This window comes from Pantoea sp. Ap-967 (assembly GCF_011752565.1).
Classification (GTDB): domain Bacteria; phylum Pseudomonadota; class Gammaproteobacteria; order Pseudomonadales; family Pseudomonadaceae; genus Aquipseudomonas.
The window spans coordinates 111,260-130,599 of the sequence record NZ_VWXK01000018.1; the positions used below are offsets into that span (position 1 = coordinate 111,260).

Annotated in this window: 17 protein-coding genes; 6 read left to right on the forward strand and 11 right to left on the reverse strand. The window is 63.9% G+C overall.

Features of this window, described 5'->3' with window-relative positions; all coding sequences use genetic code 11:
* Positions 1-109: 109 nt before the first annotated feature.
* The 6 genes from phoU to F3J45_RS19230 all read right to left on the reverse strand — a co-directional run bounded on the left by phoU (position 110) and on the right by F3J45_RS19230 (position 8,598).
* Positions 110-877 carry a phosphate signaling complex protein PhoU gene (gene phoU / locus F3J45_RS19205; RefSeq protein WP_167066238.1) on the reverse strand — a complete coding sequence of 256 codons (768 nt, stop codon included), beginning with the start codon at positions 875-877 and terminating at the stop codon, positions 110-112.
* Between the two features lie 139 nt (positions 878-1,016).
* The gene (gene pstB / locus F3J45_RS19210; RefSeq protein WP_240158403.1) at positions 1,017-1,817 is read right to left on the reverse strand and encodes a phosphate ABC transporter ATP-binding protein PstB; all 801 of its coding nucleotides are present in this window, start codon (positions 1,815-1,817) and stop codon (positions 1,017-1,019) included.
* A 115-nt stretch (positions 1,818-1,932) separates the two neighbouring features.
* A complete protein-coding gene (pstA, locus tag F3J45_RS19215; RefSeq protein ID WP_205300600.1) occupies positions 1,933-3,528 on the reverse strand; it encodes a phosphate ABC transporter permease PstA in 1,596 nt (531 codons plus the stop codon).
* 92 nt (positions 3,529-3,620) lie between these two features.
* The gene (locus tag F3J45_RS19220) at positions 3,621-5,885 is read right to left on the reverse strand and encodes an ABC transporter permease subunit (RefSeq protein ID WP_205300596.1); all 2,265 of its coding nucleotides are present in this window, start codon (positions 5,883-5,885) and stop codon (positions 3,621-3,623) included.
* A gap of 163 nt (positions 5,886-6,048) precedes the next feature.
* Positions 6,049-7,047, reverse strand: a complete 999-nt coding sequence (locus F3J45_RS19225) for a phosphate ABC transporter substrate-binding protein PstS (protein WP_167066250.1) — start codon at positions 7,045-7,047, stop codon at positions 6,049-6,051.
* Positions 7,048-7,329: 282 nt separating this feature from the next.
* A complete protein-coding gene (locus F3J45_RS19230) occupies positions 7,330-8,598 on the reverse strand; it encodes an MFS transporter (protein ID WP_370526419.1) in 1,269 nt (422 codons plus the stop codon).
* Positions 8,599-8,978: 380 nt separating this feature from the next.
* On the opposite strand from F3J45_RS19230, the gene F3J45_RS19235 reads away from it, so the two are divergent.
* Both F3J45_RS19235 and F3J45_RS19240 read left to right on the forward strand, forming a co-directional pair.
* Positions 8,979-9,377 carry an acyl-CoA thioesterase gene (locus F3J45_RS19235; protein WP_027917060.1) on the forward strand — a complete coding sequence of 133 codons (399 nt, stop codon included), beginning with the start codon at positions 8,979-8,981 and terminating at the stop codon, positions 9,375-9,377.
* Positions 9,378-9,449: 72 nt separating this feature from the next.
* On the forward strand, positions 9,450-10,346 hold the full coding sequence (locus F3J45_RS19240) for a D-hexose-6-phosphate mutarotase (protein ID WP_167066255.1): 897 nt from the start codon (positions 9,450-9,452) through the stop codon (positions 10,344-10,346).
* A gap of 87 nt (positions 10,347-10,433) precedes the next feature.
* Here the strand turns inward: F3J45_RS19240 and F3J45_RS19245 are convergent, their stop codons facing one another.
* The 5 genes from F3J45_RS19245 to F3J45_RS19265 all read right to left on the reverse strand — a co-directional run bounded on the left by F3J45_RS19245 (position 10,434) and on the right by F3J45_RS19265 (position 14,047).
* Complete coding sequence (locus tag F3J45_RS19245; RefSeq protein WP_167066258.1) at positions 10,434-10,967, reverse strand: DUF3299 domain-containing protein; 534 nt, start codon at positions 10,965-10,967, stop codon at positions 10,434-10,436.
* A 49-nt stretch (positions 10,968-11,016) separates the two neighbouring features.
* Positions 11,017-11,262, reverse strand: coding sequence for a GlsB/YeaQ/YmgE family stress response membrane protein (locus F3J45_RS19250; protein WP_167066261.1), 246 nt, complete (start codon positions 11,260-11,262; stop codon positions 11,017-11,019).
* A 96-nt stretch (positions 11,263-11,358) separates the two neighbouring features.
* On the reverse strand, positions 11,359-12,441 hold the full coding sequence (locus F3J45_RS19255; protein WP_167066264.1) for a 5-(carboxyamino)imidazole ribonucleotide synthase: 1,083 nt from the start codon (positions 12,439-12,441) through the stop codon (positions 11,359-11,361).
* A gap of 10 nt (positions 12,442-12,451) precedes the next feature.
* Positions 12,452-12,943 (reverse strand): 5-(carboxyamino)imidazole ribonucleotide mutase, encoded by a 492-nt coding sequence (gene purE, locus F3J45_RS19260; RefSeq protein WP_038411454.1) that lies wholly within the window; start codon positions 12,941-12,943, stop codon positions 12,452-12,454.
* Positions 12,944-13,114: 171 nt separating this feature from the next.
* A complete protein-coding gene (locus F3J45_RS19265) occupies positions 13,115-14,047 on the reverse strand; it encodes a LysR substrate-binding domain-containing protein (protein WP_167066267.1) in 933 nt (310 codons plus the stop codon).
* 182 nt (positions 14,048-14,229) lie between these two features.
* On the opposite strand from F3J45_RS19265, the gene aspA reads away from it, so the two are divergent.
* The 4 genes from aspA (at position 14,230) to F3J45_RS19285 (ending at position 19,204) form a co-directional block, all read left to right on the forward strand.
* Positions 14,230-15,654 (forward strand): aspartate ammonia-lyase, encoded by a 1,425-nt coding sequence (gene aspA, locus F3J45_RS19270; RefSeq protein ID WP_145184448.1) that lies wholly within the window; start codon positions 14,230-14,232, stop codon positions 15,652-15,654.
* Positions 15,655-15,837: 183 nt separating this feature from the next.
* A complete protein-coding gene (locus F3J45_RS19275) occupies positions 15,838-16,830 on the forward strand; it encodes an AraC family transcriptional regulator (RefSeq protein ID WP_167066300.1) in 993 nt (330 codons plus the stop codon).
* A 227-nt stretch (positions 16,831-17,057) separates the two neighbouring features.
* Complete coding sequence (locus F3J45_RS19280) at positions 17,058-18,101, forward strand: histone deacetylase family protein (RefSeq protein WP_167066303.1); 1,044 nt, start codon at positions 17,058-17,060, stop codon at positions 18,099-18,101.
* Positions 18,101-19,204 (forward strand): polyamine ABC transporter substrate-binding protein, encoded by a 1,104-nt coding sequence (locus tag F3J45_RS19285; RefSeq protein WP_167066306.1) that lies wholly within the window; start codon positions 18,101-18,103, stop codon positions 19,202-19,204. The genes F3J45_RS19280 and F3J45_RS19285 overlap by 1 nt, the downstream gene beginning before the upstream one ends.
* The last annotated feature ends 136 nt before the right edge of the window (positions 19,205-19,340 follow it).

Consider the following 19,340-nt stretch of genomic DNA (forward strand, 5'->3'; position numbering starts at 1 on the left):
AACTGGGTCACGCCGGGACTTCTTCGCATCGTTCGCGGGTGCCTGCTGGTTGCGCTGCCACAAACGAAAACGCCCGGCACAGGCCGGGCGTCGATGCTCGGGAGCAATCTTATTTATCGTCCGCTTCGTCCGGAACATTAGCGCTTTCGGCCAGGCCAGCGGTGCCTTCCACCTCGGCCTTCATGCGCTTGAGGCCCATGTGCCGCACGTCGGTGCCGCGCACCAGGTAGATCACCAGCTCCGAGATGTTGCGCGCGTGGTCGCCGATGCGCTCCAGCGAACGCAGCACCCAGATCACGCTGAGCACCCGCGAGATCGAGCGCGGGTCTTCCATCATGTAGGTGACCAGCTCACGCAGGGCCGTCTTGTATTCGCGGTCGATGGTCTTGTCGTACTGGGCCACCGCCAGCGCCAGGTCGGCGTCGAAGCGGGCGAAGGCGTCCAGGGCGTCGCGCACCATGTTGCGCACCTGGTCGCCGATATGGCGCACCTCGACGTAACCACGTGGCGCCTCGCCCTCTTCGCACAGCTGGATGGCGCGGCGGGCGATCTTGGTCGACTCGTCGCCGATGCGCTCCAGGTCGATCACCGACTTGGAAATGCTGATGATCAGGCGCAGGTCGGACGCCGCCGGCTGGCGACGGGCGAGAATGCGCAGGCATTCCTCGTCGATGTTGCGCTCCATCTGGTTGATCTGCTCGTCAACCTCACGCACTTGCTGGGCCAGGCCCGAGTCGGCTTCGATCAGCGCGGTGACCGCGTCGTTGACCTGCTTCTCGACCAGGCCGCCCATGGCCAGCAGGTGGCTGCGTACTTCTTCGAGCTCGGCGTTGAACTGCTGGGAAATGTGGTGCGTCAGGCTTTCTTTGTTGATCATCGTTTTGTCCTTTGCTAGCGCGGCCCTGCAGGGCCGGGGTCACCCGCGAACACCGGCAAAGCCGGTGCCATGCACCGGGCCGCCCGGTTCGCGGTTGAACCCGCTCCCACAGGGGCCAGTCGCCCATCGCGAGCGGCGCTTAACCGTAGCGACCGGTAATGTAGTCTTCGGTCTGCTTCTTCGCCGGGTTGGTGAACAGTGTGTCGGTATCACCGAATTCGACCAGTTTGCCCATGTACATGAACGCGGTGTAGTCCGAAACGCGGGCTGCCTGCTGCATGTTGTGGGTCACGATAACGATGGTGTACTTGGATTTCAGTTCGTAGATCAGCTCTTCGACCTTCAGCGTCGAGATCGGGTCGAGCGCCGAGCAGGGTTCGTCGAGCAGCAGCACTTCCGGCTCCACGGCGATGGTACGGGCAATCACCAGGCGCTGCTGCTGGCCACCAGAGAGCCCCAGGGCCGAGTCGTGCAGGCGGTCCTTGACCTCATCCCACAGCGCCGCGCCCTTGAGCGCCCACTCCACGGCTTCGTCGAGCACGCGCTTCTTGTTGATGCCCTGGATGCGCAGGCCATAGACCACGTTCTCGTAGATGGTCTTGGGGAACGGGTTGGGCTTCTGGAACACCATGCCCACCCGGCGGCGCAGCTCGGCCACGTCCTCGCCCTTGCGGTAGATGTTGTTGCCGTACAGGTTGATCGCGCCGTCCACGCGGCAGCCGTCAACCAGGTCGTTCATGCGGTTGAAGGTGCGCAGCAGGGTCGACTTGCCGCAGCCGGATGGGCCGATGAAGGCGGTCACGCGCTGCTTGGGGATGTTCATCTGCACATCGAACAGGGCTTGCTTGTCGCCGTAGAACAGGCTCAGGCCCGGTACTTCGATGGCCACGGTTTCTTCGGCCAGGCGCAGGCCCTGTTTGCTGCGACCCAAGGCAGACATGTCGATGCCGTGGGTGTGGGATTCATGCTGCATGGTCAACTCCATACGCTATCAATTCGTTTCAAAGGGCCGCGCGGCCCGGCTGGGGGCGGCGCGGCACGCTTGCAGATCAGGCTCAGCTGTCGAGCGCCTTGTACTTCTCGCGCAGGTGGTTACGGATCCACACCGCCGACAGGTTGAGCGTGGCGATCACCAGCACCAGCAGCAGCGCGGTGGCGTACACCAGCGGCCGTGCGGCCTCGACGTTCGGGCTCTGGAAGCCGACGTCGTAGATGTGGAAGCCCAGGTGCATGATCTTCTGGTCCAGGTGCAGGTACGGGTAGTTTCCGTCCAGCGGCAGCGACGGTGCCAGCTTCACCACACCCACCAGCATCAGCGGCGCCACTTCGCCGGCGGCGCGGGCCACGGCCAGGATCATGCCGGTCATCATCGCCGGGCTGGCCATCGGCAGCACGATCTTCCACAGGGTTTCGGCCTTGGTCGCGCCCAGGGCCAGGGAGCCTTCGCGCACGGTACGCGGAATGCGCGCCAGGCCTTCCTCGGTGGCCACGATCACCACCGGCACGGCCAGCAGCGCCAGGGTCAACGAGGCCCACAGCAGGCCCGGTGTACCCAGGGTCGGTGCCGGCAGCGCCTCGGGGAAGAACAGCCGGTCGATCGAGCCGCCCAGCACGTAGACGAAGAAGCCCAGGCCGAACACGCCGTAAACGATTGCCGGCACACCGGCCAGGTTGTTCACGGCAATGCGGATCAGGCGGGTGACCGGGCCTTGGCGGGCGTACTCACGCAGGTAAACGGCCGCCAGCACACCGAACGGGGTGACGATCACGGCCATGATCAGAGTCATCATCACGGTGCCGAAGATGGCCGGGAAGATCCCGCCCTCGGTGTTGGCTTCACGCGGGTCGTCGCTGAGGAATTCCCACACCTTGGCGAAGTAGGTGCCCAGCTTGGTCAGCAGCGACATGCCGTTGGGCTGGATGGCGTGCACCACCTTGCTCAGGTTGATTTCAACTTCCCGGCCATTGCCATCGCGGGCCACCAGGCTGTCGCGGGCGAAGGCCTGGTGCAAGCCGCTCAGGCGCTCCTCGATGGCCTTGTAGCGGCTGTTGAGCTCGGCGCGCTCGGCATCCATGTCGGCCTGGGCGGCGGCGTCCAGCTGGCCGTGCAGCTCCAGCTTACGGCCCTGCAGGCGCAGGCGCTCAAGGCCGTGGTTGATGGCGCCGATGTCTTTCTTCTCAAGTTGCTGCAGCTCGCTGTTGAGCTGGCTGGCGCGCTTGAGGCGAGCCTGCAGCTCGTTCCACGCCGCCGGGCCCTGGGCCACGACGCGCCCTTCTTCCTTGACGCTGACCAGGTAGCCATAGAAGTTGCCCCACTCACGGCGCTCCAGCGCCATCAGGTCAGCCGGGCGCTGCTCGTCCACCAGCCAGTCGCCGACCACCCAGGTGAAGTCGTTGCCGTTGAGGTCGCGGTTACCCACCTTGACCAGCTCACGGGTCATGAACTCCGGGCCCTGGTCCGGGACCGGCAGGCCAGCGCCCTTGAGGCGGGCACGCGGCACTTGTTCTTTCTGCACCACTTCGCCGATGACGACGTGGTCGGCCTGGCCCGGCACCTTGTAGGTGGCCTGCACCAGGTCGGCCGGCCAGAAGTGGCCCAGGCCGCGCACGGCGATCACCGCCAGCAGGCCAACGGTCATGATCACCGCCATGGCCACTGCGCCACCGCTGATCCAGACACCAGGGGCGCCGCTCTTGAACCAGCCTTTGAGGGAATCCTTTTTCACGGATCGCTACCTTTCTATCAAAGCGACGAGTATTTCTTGCGCAGGCGCTGGCGAATCAGCTCGGCCAAGGTGTTCATGATGAAGGTGAACACCAGCAGCACCAGGGCAGCGAGGAACAGCACGCGGTAGTGGCTGCCGCCGACTTCCGACTCGGGCATCTCGACCGCCACGTTGGCGGCCAGGGTGCGCATGCCTTCGAACAGGTTCATCTCCATCACCGGGGTGTTGCCGGTGGCCATGAGCACGATCATGGTTTCACCCACCGCACGGCCCAGGCCGATCATCAGCGCCGAGAAGATGCCCGGGCTGGCGGTGAGGATGACCACGCGGGTCAGGGTTTGCCACGGCGTCGCGCCCAGGGCCAGGGAGCCCAGGGTCAGGCTGCGCGGCACGCTGAACACGGCGTCTTCGGCAATCGAGTAGATGTTCGGGATGACCGCAAAGCCCATGGCGATGCCCACCACCAGGGCGTTGCGCTGGTCATAGGTGATGCCCAGGTCGTTGGTGATCCACAGGCGCATGTCACCGCCGAAGAACCAGCTTTCCAGGTGCGGGCTCAGGGTCAGGGCGAACCAGCCGGTGAACAGGATCACCGGGATCAGGATCGCCGCCTCCCAGCCATCCGGCACCCGCAGGCGAATCGACTCCGGCAGGCGGCTCCAGGTGAAGCCGGCCAGCAGGATGCCGAACGGCATCAGCAGGAACAGGCTGAACACACCCGGCAGGTGGCCTTCCAGGTACGGCGCAAGGAACAGGCCGGCGAAGAAGCCGAGGATCACCGTCGGCATCGCTTCCATCAGCTCGATCACTGGCTTGACCTTGCGGCGCATGCCCGGGGCCATGAAATAGGCGGTATAGATGGCCGCGGCAATGGCCAGCGGCGCCGCCAGGATCATCGCGTAGAACGCGGCCTTGAGGGTGCCGAAGGTCAGCGGCGACAGGCTCAGCTTAGGCTCGAAGTCGGTGTTCGAGGCCGTCGACTGCCAGACGTACTTGGGCTCGTCGTAGTTCTCGTACCAGACCTTGCTCCACAGCGCACTGAAGGAAATTTCCGGGTGCGGGTTGCGCAGGCTCAGCGGCTGCAGCTTGCCGCCTTCCTCGATGATGATGCGGTTGGCCCGTGGCGACAGGGCCAGGATGCCGGCGCCCTCGGCGGCCGGCTCCACCAGCAGCGTGCGGTGCGCGGTGCTGTGGAACACGCCAAGCTTGCCTTCGGTGTCCAGGGCGATGAAGCCCTTGCGGCGCTCCTCGGCATCGATCTGGGCGATGGGCGCCTTGCCCATCTGGAAGGTGCGGATCTGCTTGAAGCGCTGTTCGCCATCCGGGTCGCGGGCCATGAACCATTGGGCCAGGCCGCCCTTGGAGTCACCGATGATCAGCGAAATGCCGCCGACCAGCTGGGTGCTGGCGGTGATTTCGGTGTCGGCGCTTTCAGCCAGCTTATAGCGGCCGTTGAGGCTTTTCTCACGCAGGCTGAACACGTCGGCGGTGGCCCGGCCGTTGATCACGTACAGCCACTGCTGGCGTGGGTCGATGAAGATGTTCTTCACCGCCTCGGTCATCTGCGGCAGCTCGATACGGTTCTGCTCGGTGGTGACCTCTTCGGTCATCATGTTTTCCGTGCGGGTCAGCGCCAGCACCTGCAGGTGCGCGCCGGTGGAGCCGGCCACCACCAGGGTGTCGCCGTTGACGTTGACGCTGACATGTTCCAGCGCCCGGCCCTGGTCGTCGAGCACGAACGGTGCCTGGCCATAGGGGTAGTCGATGCCGGCCGTGATGGTTTTCTTGTTGTCCGGGTAGGTGATCTTGTAGGTGTGGTGGAACACCAGCGCCTGGCCATTGGACAAGCCCAGCACCACCAGCGGGCTGCCCGGCTGGTCGCTGCCGATGGAGCTGACCTGGGTGCCTGCCGGCAATGGCAGGTCGACGCGCTTGATCTCGTTACCGGTCTTGGTATCGAAGAACAGCGCCTGGCCCTTGTCGGAAACCCGCATACCCACCAGGTTCTGCTCTTCCAGGGCGATCATCAGTGGCTTGCCAGCGTCCTGCTGCAGCCAGGCAGGCGCCAGGGCCGGCTTGCGGGTCAGCTCGGCGCCCTGGAACAGGGGCAGCACCACGTAGGCCAGGTAGAAGAAGATCAGGGTGATGGCGGCCAGAACGGCAAGCCCGCCCACCAGCACGTACCAGCGGGTCAGGCGGTCCTTGAGGGCGCGCATGCGGCGCTTGCGTTGCAGCTCGGGCGTATTGAAGTCAATCCGCACGGGTGGAGAATTTGGGGTCATTGTGGAATTGGCCAGATCATTCATGCGCACACCCTAGCGGTCCCGTATGACAAAAACATGACAATGTGTTGACGCGACAAAGCCCGCCGCACAGGAACCCTGGCTTCGGACTGGGGAAAGCGTGGAAGGGGCCGGCGTTTGCCGCCGGCCGCTTCTCAGTTACTTACTTCTTTGCAACGTTGTCGCTGTGGGACAGGCCCAGGTCAGCCAGGGTCTTGTCGACCACTTTGGCCGGCAGCGGGATGTAGCCATCCTTCACCACGACCTGCTGGCCAGCCTGCGACAGTACCAGCTTGACGAACTCGGCTTCCAGCGGGGCCAGAGGCTTGTTCGGCGCCTTGTTGACGTAAACGTACAGGAAGCGCGACAGCGGGTACGAGCCGTTCAGGGCGTTGGCTTCGTTGTCCTCGATGTACTCGCCGCCTTCCTTCTTGGCCAGGGCAACGGTTTTCACACTGGCGGTCTTGTAGCCGATGCCCGAGTAGCCGATGCCGTTCAGCGAGGAGCTGATCGACTGCACGACCGAAGCCGAGCCAGGTTGTTCGTTGACGTTAGGCTTGAAGTCGCCTTTGCACAGGGCTTCTTCCTTGAAGTAGCCGTAGGTGCCCGATACCGAGTTGCGGCCGAACAGCTGGATTGGCTTGTTGGCCAGGTCGCCGGTCACACCGACGTCGCCCCAGGTCTTGGCTTCGGCCTTGCCACCGCACAGGCGGGTGGAGGAGAAGATCGCGTCGACCTGAGCCATGGTCAGGCCCTTGATCGGGTTGTCCTTGTGCACGAACACGGCCAGGGCGTCGACGGCAACCGGGATTGCAGTTGGCTTGTAGCCGTACTTCTGCTCGAACGCCTGCAGCTCGACGTCCTTCATCTTGCGGCTCATCGGGCCGAGGTTGGCGGTGCCTTCGGTCAGGGCGGGTGGCGCGGTCGACGAGCCAGCGGCCTGGATCTGGATGTTTACGTTTGGATATTCCTTCTTGTAGGCCTCGGCCCACAGAGTCATCAGGTTCGCGAGGGTGTCGGAACCGACGCTGGAGAGGTTGCCCGATACACCGGTGGTCTTGGTGTAGGTCGGGATCGACGGATCGACGGCGGCTACCGCGTTGGCGGCTGCAACGCCAGCGGCGGCGAACGTGAGGGCCGCCATCAAACGCTTCAGTTTCATGCCTTGCTCCTAGCAGGAATATTGGGGTGTTGGATGGAACGGGCCCAAGTATCGGCAGGCCGCATGAACACGATATGACTTGATTATGACAAATGGATGAAAGGCCATCATTTCCAACAGCGCCAATACAGCGCAGGTGTGGGGGGCGTCGGGGCTGCTTCCGCACCCCATCGCGACATGCTGTCGCTCCTACCCAGGGCGAATTAAGACGCGGTCGATGTAGGAGCGACAGCATGTCGCGGTGGGCCGCGCAGCGGCCCCACAGCGTTCTACAGTCGCAAATCAGCGCTTCTTGGCAAGCAGGTAAAGGCCAACGCAGAAGCCCACGGCGCACAGCCCGGCCACATAATAAGCCGGGGCCATCGGGCTGACCTTCAGCAGCGCGGTCACCACCATCGGCGTCAGGCCACCGAAAATGGCGTAGGCCACGTTGTAGGAGAACGACAGGCCACTGAAACGCACCGCCGCCGGGAACGCCTTGACCATCACGTAGGGCACCGCGCCGATCACACCCACGCACAGGCCGGTCACCGCGTACAGCGGGAACAGCAGCTCTGGCCGGGTGGGCAGGCTGTGGTAGAACGCCCACGAAGTCACCAGCAGCAGCAGGCTGCCAATCACGAACACCCGGCCTGCGCCGAACCGGTCGGCCAGGCCGCCCGCGCCGATGCAGCCCAGGCTCAGCAACACGATGGCCAGGCTGTTGGCCTTGAGCGAATCGGTGGGGCTGACGTGGTAGATGCTCTGCAGCAGCGCCGGGGTCATCAGGATCACCACCACGATGCCCGCCGACAGCAACCAGGTCAGCAGCATCGACAGGATGATCGGGCCACGGTGGTCACGCAGCACCGCACGCAGCGGCAGCTCCTCAGCCAGGGCCTTGCGCTCCTGCATTTCGGCAAACACCGGGGTTTCGTGCAGCCAGCGGCGCAGGTACACCGAGAATAGGCCGAACACGCCGCCCAGCAGGAACGGAATGCGCCAGGCATAGTCGGCCACTTCCTCGGCGCTGTAGACGCTGTTGATCAGCGTGGCCACCAGCGAGCCCAGGAGAATGCCCGCCGTCAGGCCGGCAGTGAGGGTGCCGCAGGCGTAGCCGGTGTTGCGCGCCGGCACGTGCTCGGAAACGAACACCCAGGCACCGGGCACCTCGCCACCAATGGCCGCGCCCTGGATCACCCGCATCAGCAGCAGCAGGATCGGCGCCCACAGGCCAATTTGCGCATAGGTGGGCAACAGGCCCATGACCAGGGTTGGCAAGGCCATCATGAAGATGCTCAAGGTGAACATCTTCTTGCGCCCAAGCAGGTCGCCGAAGTGCGCCATGACGATGCCGCCCAGTGGGCGCGCCAGGTAACCGGCGGCGAAGATGCCGAAGGTTTGCATCAAGCGCAGCCATTCGGGCATGTCGGCGGGGAAGAACAACTTGCCGACTACCGTGGCGAAGAACACGAAGATGATGAAGTCGTAGAATTCCAGCGCGCCGCCCAGGGCGGACAGTGAGAGGGTCTTGTAGTCACTGCGGGTCAGCGGCCGCGAGGGCTGCTCGATACTGCTCGGCACGGAGGTCATCGCTCGTCGTTCTCTTGTAGGCATGCAGGCCGCTTGGTACGCGGCTTCTGGATTGGAAAGAGCAGCGAAGATAGCAAATAGCCGAGCCGCGCTGAAAGCGATACAAAAACCCAACAGATATTCATGACTGCACGGTCGTCGCTGAGCGATTGGCTATATATACTGGTCTTTCGTAGGAAAAGGCTGCTATTAACAAGGGAAGTTGTGCAAAAACGCCGGTCGTGATGTCAGACGGTTTCGCAGAGTTTCCCTATGGCCGACCAGTGAAAACGTAATCAGCGTAGTATGGTGTCAGCTGAATCGTTTTCTCGGCCTTGCGCCACACCAACGAAAGCGTCACGGGTCAGAGGCCCCCTCGCATGATCGAGCTCGAACAAGAAGATCCTATCCCGCAAGGCGACCTGGCCTTGCAGATCACCGCGCTGCCGCGCGAAACCAACGGTTTCGGCGATATCTTCGGCGGCTGGCTGGTGGCCCAGATGGACCTGGCAGGCACTGCCATGGCCAGCCGCGTCGCCGGTGGCCGGGTGGCCACGGTGTCCATCGACCGCATGGCGTTCCTGGTGCCGGTGGCGGTAGGCGCGCAACTGTCGTTCTACACCCAGACCCTGGAAATCGGCCGCAGCTCGATCCGCATGATGGTCGAAGTGTGGAGCGATGACCCGCTGTCCAGCGAATGGCGCAAGGTCACCGAGGCAACGTTCGTGTTCGTCGCCATCGACGGCAGCGGCCGTACCCGCTCGGTGCCTCGTCGCTGAGCCCTGCGGGCGGTAAACTCATTGCACGTCACCGGGTCCAAGGGCCCACAGGCATTCAATGAGACGAGCGCAATGGCTAATTTCAAGGTCGAATCCGAGCAACATGGCGAACTCAACTGCTGGCGCATCAGCAGCGAGCGCGCCGAACTACTGATTGCCCAGCAAGGCGCACAGATTCTCAGCTACCAGCGTGTTGGCGAGCCACCGCTGCTGTGGCTGAGTGACCAGGCCATCTTCCGCCAGGGCAAGTCGGTGCGTGCCGGGGTCCCGGTGTGCTGGCCGTGGTTCGGCAACCTGCAGCGCAACCCCGCCTCGGTGCAGGCCATGTACCAGGGCGAGCAGGCACCTGCCCACGGCCTGGCGCGCACCCGTGACTGGCAGTTGCTGGCCGTCGAGGAACAGGGGGCAGACTTGCACATCCTGTTCACCCTGCCCGAGGCCCGGGGCAACCTGCCTGGCTGGCCGCATGATGTCGAGCTGACGCTGCAGGTGGTGCTGGGTGATGAGCTGAGCGTGGCCTTGACCAGCCGCAACCTGGGCAACAGCCCGGTGACCATCAGCCAGGCCTTGCACAGCTACTTTGCCGTCAGCGATGTACGCCAGGCGCGGGTGGAAGGCGTCGAGGGGCTGCACTACATCGAAACCCTGGCCGACTGGGAGCAGCGCCAGCAGACAGGCGCGCTGGAATTTGCCGGGGAAACCGACCGCATCTACCTCGATACCCCGAGCACCTTGAGCATCGTCGACCCGAAATGGGCGCGGCGCATCACCCTGACCAGCAGCGGCTCGCGTTCGGCGGTGATCTGGAACCCCTGGACCGAACGGGCCCAGGAGCTGGCGGACATGGCCGACGATGGCTGGCAGCGGATGCTGTGCATCGAGACGGCGAATGTGTGGGGCGATGTGGTGGAGCTTGAGCCTGGGGCAAGCTGGGCGTTGCAGGTGCGGATCGGTAGCGCTGCGGTTTGAGGCCTGCTTTTGCAGGCCCGGCCCCTTCGCGGGGCAAGCCCGCTCCTACAAGAGCGGGCTTGCCCGCGAAAGGGCCGGCACAGGCGATCAGAGGTCGGCGTCTTCCACCACCCTCACCTTCGCCGCATCCAGCGCATACGCCGCATCGGCCAGGTCATTGCTGACCTTCTCCACTTTGAGCTTGCCGGTCACCCACAGCGGCGTGTAGATGTCGTCGATTTTCAGCCCCTTGGGGTAGCGCACCAGCACCAACTGGTTCGGCGGCGGTGGCGGCACGTGGATGCACGCGCCTGGGTACGGCACCAGGAAGAACAGCGTGCTGTTGCCCTTGGCATCGCTTTCCAGCGGCACCGGGTAGCCGCCCAGGCGAATGTCCTTGCCGTTCATGGCCGCCACGGTCTTGGTCGAGTACATCACCGCCGGCAGGCCCTTGCTCTGCTTCAGGCCGCCCTTGGCGGTGAAGGTGCCATTGGCTTCCGGCGAGTTGTGGTCGATTTCGGGCATCGCTTCGAGGGCCTTCTGGTCCGACTTGGGCATCAGCTCCAGCCAGTCGGTTTCAGGCAATTCGGCATGGGCCAGGGTACTGGCCAGAAGCAAGGGAAGCAGGAACAAGGCACGCATGAGAAGGCTCGGCAACTCGGGATGAATTGCCGGGCATTCTAACCAGTATTCAGCGTTTCTTGATGAATCCGTAGATCACCAGGATGATGATCGCACCCACCACTGCACCGATGAAGCCCGCGGCCTGCCCGGCCTGGTAGATACCCAGGGCCTGGCCGCCATAGGTGGCGAGCAGGGAACCGGCAATACCCAGCAGGATGGTCATGATCCAGCCCATGCTGTCGTCGCCCGGCTTCAGGAAGCGGGCCAGCAGGCCGACGATAAGGCCGATGAAGATGGTTCCAATGATGCCCATGGCAGCCCCTCTGAAATGAAGATGGAACATGCCAAAGCCTAGACAGCGCTTTGGCATGTTGCCATTTCAGAGGGCCAAGCCCCGGCAGAAGTTCGATCAGTTGCTGATCAACGCCTCTACTTCGGCGATCTTGGCCTTCAGCGTGGCCATGTCCTGGCAGCGCACGGTGGCGTGGCCAACCTTGCGCCCAACCTTGAAGGCCTTGCCGTAGTGGTGCAGGTGGCAGTCATCGATGGCCACGACCTTGGCCACCGCCGGCACTTCGCCGATGAAGTTGAGCATGGCGCTTTCACCGACCTTGGCGGTCGAACCCAGCGGCAGGCCAGCCACGGCGCGCAGGTGGTTCTCGAACTGGCTGCACTCGGCGCCTTCGATGGTCCAGTGCCCGGAGTTGTGCACGCGCGGGGCGATTTCGTTGGCCTTCAGGCCACCGTCCACCTCGAAGAACTCGAAGGCCATGACGCCAACGTAGTCCAGCTGCTTGAGCACGCGGCCAACGTAGTCTTCGGCCAGGCCTTGCAGCGGGTGCGCCTGGCTGGCCACCGACAGCTTGAGAATGCCGCTTTCGTGGGTGTTGTGCACCAGCGGGTAGAAGCGGGTTTCGCCATCGCGGGCGCGCACCGCCACCAGCGACACTTCACCGGTGAACGGTACGAAGCCTTCCAGCAGGCACGGCACGCTGCCCAGCTCGGCGAAGGTGCCGACCACGTCCTCGGCCGTGCGCAGCACCTTCTGGCCCTTGCCGTCATAACCCAGGGTGCGGGTTTTAAGCACGGCCGGCAGGCCGATGCTGGCCACCGCGGCGTCCAGGTCGGCCTGGGAAAGGATGTCGGCGAAGGCCGGGGTCGGAATGCCCAGGTCGCGGAACATGCTTTTTTCGAACAGGCGGTCACGGGCGATGCGCAGCGCCTCGGCGCTTGGGTACACCGGCACGAACTGCGAGAGGAAGGCCACGGTTTCGGCCGGGACGCTTTCGAACTCGAAGGTCACCAGGTCGACTTCGTCGGCCAGCTGGCGCAGGTGGTCCTGGTCGCCGTAATCGGCACGCAGGTGCTCGCCCAGGGGGGCGGCGCAGGCGTCCGGCGCAGGGTCGAGGAAAGCGAAGTTCATGCCCAGCGGAGTGCCCGCCAGGGCCAGCATGCGGCCCAGCTGGCCGCCACCGATTACACCGATCTTCATGGGTTCAGCCTCAAGCCTGGCGCGGGTCTGGATTGTCCAGCACGGTGTCGGTCTGCTCGGTGCGGAACTGCTTGAGCGCCGCGTGGAACTGCGGATGCTTGGCACCGAGGATGCTGGCCGACAGCAACGCAGCGTTGACCGCGCCCGCACGGCCGATGGCCAGGGTGGCAACCGGCACGCCGGCAGGCATCTGCACGATCGACAGCAGCGAGTCGACACCCGACAGCATCGACGACTGCACTGGCACGCCGAGCACCGGCAGGTGGGTCTTGGCGGCGCACATGCCTGGCAGGTGGGCAGCGCCACCGGCACCGGCGATGATCACCTCGATGCCACGGCCCTCGGCCTCCTCGGCATACTGGAACAGCAGATCCGGGGTGCGGTGGGCGGAAACCACCTTCACTTCGTAGGGAATGCCGAGTTTTTCCAGCATATCGGCGGTGTGGCTAAGGGTGGACCAATCGGACTTGGAGCCCATGATCACGCCAACCAGTGCACTCATCGTCGAGCCTCTTCGCTTGTGCGCCCTTGGGCGCGTCAAAAAACAACAAGCCACGCGGGACGACCGGCGTGGCTTGTTTGCTGATCAGAACCGGACGCATCCGGTCGAAAGGCCGCGCAGTATACCGTAACCCAAGGCCTTGCTGGCACCCCCGGCGACCAACTGTCGCCCTTATTTTTCGGGGCTTTGGCTGACTTTCGGGTCAACCGTCACGGCGCCTTCGAGCTTGCGCCACAACAGCCGCACGTTGGCCTTGCGCACCAGGGCGCAACGGTACAGGCGAATTTCCAGCGGTACATGCCACTGGCTGCTGCCGCAGATGGCCAGCTCGCCACGCTCCAGCTCGCCGCGCATGGACAACCGCGGCACCCAGGCGATGCCCATGCCCTCCAGTGCCATGCTCTTGAGGCTGTCGGCCATGGCCGTTTCATACACCGTGGTATAGCGCAGGTTGCGCTGGCGCAGCAGCAGGTTGACCGAACGCCCAAGGAAGGCACCGGCGCTGTAGGCCAGCAGGGGCACGCTGGCGTCGCCTTCAAGGTCGAACAACGGCTTGCCGTCGGCATCCACCGCACACACCGGAAGCATTTCGGTGTTGCCCATGTGCAGCGACGGGAAGATCTCGGCATCCATCTGCAAGGCGGCGTCGGGGTCATAGAAGGCCAGCATCAGGTCGCAGCCGCCCTCCCTCAAGGCATGCACCGCGTCTCCGACGTTAGTCGCAACCAGGCGGGTGGCGATGTTCAGGCCATCGTTGCGCAATTGCGCGACCCAGCGTGGGAAAAAGCCCGAGGCCAGGGAGTGTGCAGCCGCGACCTGAACCACCTCGCCCTGCCCGCCTTCAAGATGATGTAAGTGGCGAAGAACTTCGCTCAACTGGTCGACAACGGTCCGCGCGGTGACGAGAAACAGCTGGCCAGCCTCGGTCAGTTCGATGGGCGTGCGGGAACGGTTCACCAAGGTCAGGCCCAGCGCCGCTTCCAGGCTGCGAATACGCCGGCTGAAGGCCGGCTGGGTGACGAAACGCCGCTCCGCCGCCTGGGAAAAACTGCGGGTGGAGGCCAGGGCGCTGAAGTCCTCCAGCCACTTGCTTTCAAGGTTCATGAAGCAGATCTCCCGGCGTGCACCAAAATGGAACACGCTCGAATGTCAATTGGCGTCACATGAAACACTATGCCGTTTGTGCATAGGTTAGCGTGCAACAGCATTGGCCGCAAAATCTGCTTCGAGCCTAGGATTAGCGCCATTCCGGCATGTGCCGGGTCAAAATCGAGATGATATACATCATGTCCTCCGCTGCATCGTTCCGCGTCGAAAAAGATTTGTTGGGTACCCTTGAAGTTCCTGCAGATGCCTACTACGGCATCCAGACCCTGCGCGCTGCCAACAACTTCCACCTCTCCGGTGTTCCGCTGTCGCACTACCCGAAGCTGGTCGTGGCCCTGGCCATGGTCAAGCAGGCCGCTGCCGACGCCAACCGTGAGCTGGGACACCTGAGCGATGCCAAGCACGCTGCCATCAGTGCAGCCTGCGCCCGCCTGATCAAAGGCGATTACCACGAGCAGTTCGTGGTGGACATGATCCAAGGTGGTGCCGGTACTTCCACCAACATGAACGCGAACGAAGTCATCGCCAACGTCGCGCTGGAGGCCATGGGCCACCAGAAGGGTGAGTACCAGTACCTGCACCCGAACAACGACGTGAACATGGCGCAGTCGACCAACGACGCCTACCCAACCGCCATTCGCCTGGGCCTGCTGCTGGGCCACGACGCCCTGTTGGCCAGCCTCGACAGCCTGATCCAGGCCTTCGCAGCCAAAGGCAAGGAATTCGACCACGTACTGAAGATGGGCCGTACCCAGCTGCAGGACGCCGTGCCGATGACCCTGGGCCAGGAATTCCGCGCCTTCGCCACCACCATGACCGAAGACCTGCAGCGCCTGCGCTCGCTGGCCCCGGAACTGCTGACCGAAATCAACCTGGGCGGCACTGCCATCGGTACCGGCATCAACGCCGACCCGGGCTACCAGGCCCTGGCCGTACAGCGCCTGGCCACCATCAGCGGCCAGCCACTGGTACCGGCTGCCGACCTGATCGAAGCCACCTCCGACATGGGCGCCTTCGTGCTGTTCTCCGGCATGCTCAAGCGCACCGCGGTCAAGCTGTCGAAGATCTGCAACGACCTGCGCCTGCTGTCCAGCGGCCCACGCACCGGCATCAACGAAATCAACCTGCCAGCGCGTCAGCCAGGCAGCTCGATCATGCCAGGCAAGGTCAACCCGGTTATCCCGGAAGCCGTCAACCAGGTGGCCTTCGCCATCATGGGCAACGACCTGGCCCTGACCGTCGCCGCCGAAGGTGGTCAGCTGCAGCTGAACGTGATGGAGCCGCTGATCGCCTACAAGATCTTCGACTCGATCCGCCTGCTCCAGCGCGCCATGGACATGCTGCGCGAGCACTGCATCGTCGGCATCACCGCCAACGAGCAGCGCTGCCGTGAGCTGGTCGAGCACTCGATCGGCCTGGTCACCGCCCTGAACCCGTACATCGGCTACGAAAACGCCACCCGTATCGCCCGCGTTGCCCTGGAAACCGGCCGTGGCGTACTGGAACTGGTACGTGAAGAGAAGCTGCTGGACGACGCGATGCTCGACGACATCCTGCGTCCGGAAAACATGATCGCCCCGCGCCTGGTTCCGCTGAAAGCGTAACGAGCCGCCGCACACTGTCTCACCAGGTCGAGGGACTAGACACCTCTCAACCTTTCAAAGGCCCGAGCGCACGCTCCGGGCCTTTTTTTTGCCTGATGGAACGTGGCGCCGCGGGCGGGGAAATGCGGTGGTCGGCACACAACTTGCTCCATAATGGCTCCCAGCCCGACGGGATCAACCAGCATGCTGCACAGTCACCTGACCACACTCAACGCGGTTTCGCTGATTCTCAACCTGTTCCACGAAGAAGGTTGCGAAGCGTCGGCGCTGCTTGCCGGCAGCGGCATAGGCCCGGCCGACCTGGGCCATAGCGACGCACGCATCACCACCCAGCAAGAGCTGCAGGTGTGCGCCAATGCCGTGGCCCGGCGCGAGGACATCGGCCTGGAACTGGGCCAGCGCATGCACGTGTCTTGCTACGGCATGCTTGGTTACGCCCTGCTTTCCAGTGCCACTTTGGGTGACGCCCTGCGCCTGGCGCTGCAGTATCCGGCACTGCTGGGAACAGTTTTCAAGCTGCGCCTGGTCGACGATGGGCAGCGCGTATGGTTCAGCGCCAGCGACTACCATGACAGCCCGGAGCTTGCCGCCTTCAATGCCGAATTCTGCCTGGTGTCGCTGAAAGTGATCTGCGACGACCTGCTCGGCCGCCCGCTGCCGCTGCTCGGTGCGCGCTTCGAACATGCCCGCCCCGGCTACCACGCGCGCTATACCCGTGCATTCCAGTGCCCCCTGGGCTTCGAGGCCGAAGACAATGCCTTCGCCTTCGAACGCCGCTGGCTCGATATGCCGCTGCCACTGGCCGACCCGATTACCCACAAGGCCATGAGCGAACGTTGCCGCCGGCTGAACCTGGAATTCACCGGGCGCCAGGCCTGGCTTGGGCGCATTCGCCAGTTATTGCTGCAGCAACTGGATGCAGCGCCAGGGCTGGAAGGGTTGGCGCGGCAGATGAACTGCTCATCACGCACCCTACGCCGGCACCTGCAGGCGCTTGGCAGCAGTTACCAACAGCTGCTGGATGAACTGCGCTTCGAGCGGGCCAAGCAGTTGCTGGCCGATGAGCAGATGCCGATCTACCGGATTGCCGAGACGCTGGGGTTCAGTGAGACAGCGAGCTTTCGCCATGCCTTCCAGCGCTGGAGCGGCGTGGCGCCCAGCCATTTTCGCGGTTGACCTGTGCAAGGCCTACACACTTCCTGGGACACGATCGGCTGCGCTGTCGTGCAGGGAACATTGCACGTAGGCGCGCCGCCATCCTTTGTAGGAGCGGGCTTGCCCCGCGAAAGGGCCGGCACAGGATGACTTGGCCATATCGATCCCCTTTTGGCCGTTTGCGTCGTTCTCCACCTTTAGTCCGCCCGTGAAAATGGGCCCACGCCAGTCCCCCCGGAGAACAACAAATGCTGACGATCTATTCCGATGATCACCGCCTGCACCATGGCCGCTGCGAGCTGATCGACGGCAAGCTGATGCCTTGCTTCGAAATGCCCTCGCGCGCCGACCACGTCCTGGAACAAGTGAAAAAGCGCAACCTCGGCGAAGTCCGTGGCCCGACCGACTTCGGCCGCGCACCGCTGCAGCGCATCCACAGCGCCGACTACCTGGACTTCTTCCAGGGCGCCTGGGCCCGCTGGGCCGCACTCGGCCACGACGGCGACCTGCTGCCCTTCACCTGGCCTGCGCGCACCTTGCGCCAGGTCAAGCCAACCGGCCTGCACGGCGAACTGGGCTACTACAGCTTCGATGCCGGCGCACCGATCACCGCCGGCACCTGGCAGGCTGCCTACAGCGCCGCGCAAGTGGCCCTTACCGCCCAGGCCGCCATCGAGCAAGGCGCCCATTCGGCCTTTGCCCTGTGCCGCCCACCGGGGCACCACGCAGCCGCCGAGGTGATGGGTGGCTACTGCTACCTGAACAACGCCGCCATCGCCGCCCAGGCGTTCCTCGACCAGGGCCGCAGCAAAGTGGCGATCCTCGATGTCGACTACCACCACGGCAACGGCACGCAAGACATCTTCTACCAACGCGGGGATGTGTTCTTCGCCTCGATTCACGGCGACCCCCAGGCTGAATTCCCGTTCTTCCTCGGCTACGCCGACGAAACCGGCGAAGGCGCTGGCGCTGGCTGCAACATCAACTACCCGCTGCCTGCCGGCAGTGACTGGGCTGCCTGGAGCGACGCCCTGGAAGACGCCTGCCAGCGCATCGCCGCGTATGACGCCGAGGTGCTGGTGATCTCGTTGGGCGTAGACACCTTCAAGGACGACCCGATCTCCCAGTTCAAGCTCGACAGCCCCGACTACCTGGCCATGGGCGAGCGCATCGCCCGGCTCGGCAAGCCGACCTTGTTCGTGATGGAAGGCGGCTACGCTGTGGAAGAAATCGGTATCAACGCGGTCAATGTGCTGGAAGGCTTCCAGCGCGCCCAGCCAGGAGCCCGGTAATGGTCCGACTCAAGCGTCTGCTCACCCCGTTCATCGCTGCCACCCTGTTCACCGGTGCCCTGCAGGCTCACGCCGAGCAGCCCACCTTGCGTGTGTATAACTGGTTCGATTACATCACCCCGCAGACCTTGAGCGACTTCCAGAAGGACAGCGGGGTCAAGCTGGTCTACGACATCTTCGACACCAACGAAGCGCTCGAAGCCAAATTGCTCACCGGCAACTCCGGCTACGACGTGGTGGTGCCGTCCAACGTGTTCCTGGCCAAGCAGATCGAGGCCGGGGTGTTCCAGCCGCTGGACCGCAGCAAGTTGCCGAACTGGCAGCACCTGGACCCGGCGCTGATGAAGCTGATCGAAGCGAACGACCCAGGCAACAAGTTCGCCGTGCCGTACATGTACGGCACCATCCTGATCGGCTTCAACCCCGACAAGGTCAAGGCGGCGCTGGGCGAAAACGCCCCGGTGGACAGCTGGGACCTGATCTTCAAGGAAGAGAACATCGCCAAGCTCAAGCAGTGTGGCGTGGCGCTGCTCGACTCGCCGTCGGAGATCCTGCCATTGGCCTTGCAGTACCTGGGCCTGCCGCCGAACAGCGACAAGCTGGATGACTACAAGAAAGCCGAGGCGCTGATGCTCAAGATTCGCCCGCACATCACCTACTTCCATTCCTCGAAGTACATGGCCGACATCGCCAACGGTGATATCTGCGTGGCGGTGGGCTACAGCGGCAGCTTCTCCCAGGCCGCCAACCGGGCCAAGGATGCCAAGAACGGCGTGGTGGTGGACATGCGCTTGCCCAAGGAAGGTGCACCGATCTGGTTCGACATGCTGGCGATCCCGAAAAACGCGGCCAACCCGCAGGATGCCCATGCCTTCATCAACTACCTGCTGCGCCCTGAGGTGATCGCGCCGATCAGCGACTTCGTGGGTTACCCCAACCCGAACAAGGATGCCACCGACAAGGTCAGCCCGGCGATTCGCAATAACCCCAACCTTTACCCAACCGCAGAGGCGATGGCCAAGCTGTATACGCTCAAGCCGCTGTCGCGTGAGGCCGAGCGGGCGCGTACGCGCGCCTGGACCCGGATCAAGTCCGGGACCTGAGTCGCCTGCTTCGCGGGGCAAGCCCGCTCTCATCAAACAAAATGCAACCCACTGATTTTTAAGGCACTCAGGCAGCGACAAGTTGATACCCCAGTTTCCGGGCTTTGCGCAGCAAAGCCCGGAGCTGGCGGTCTTG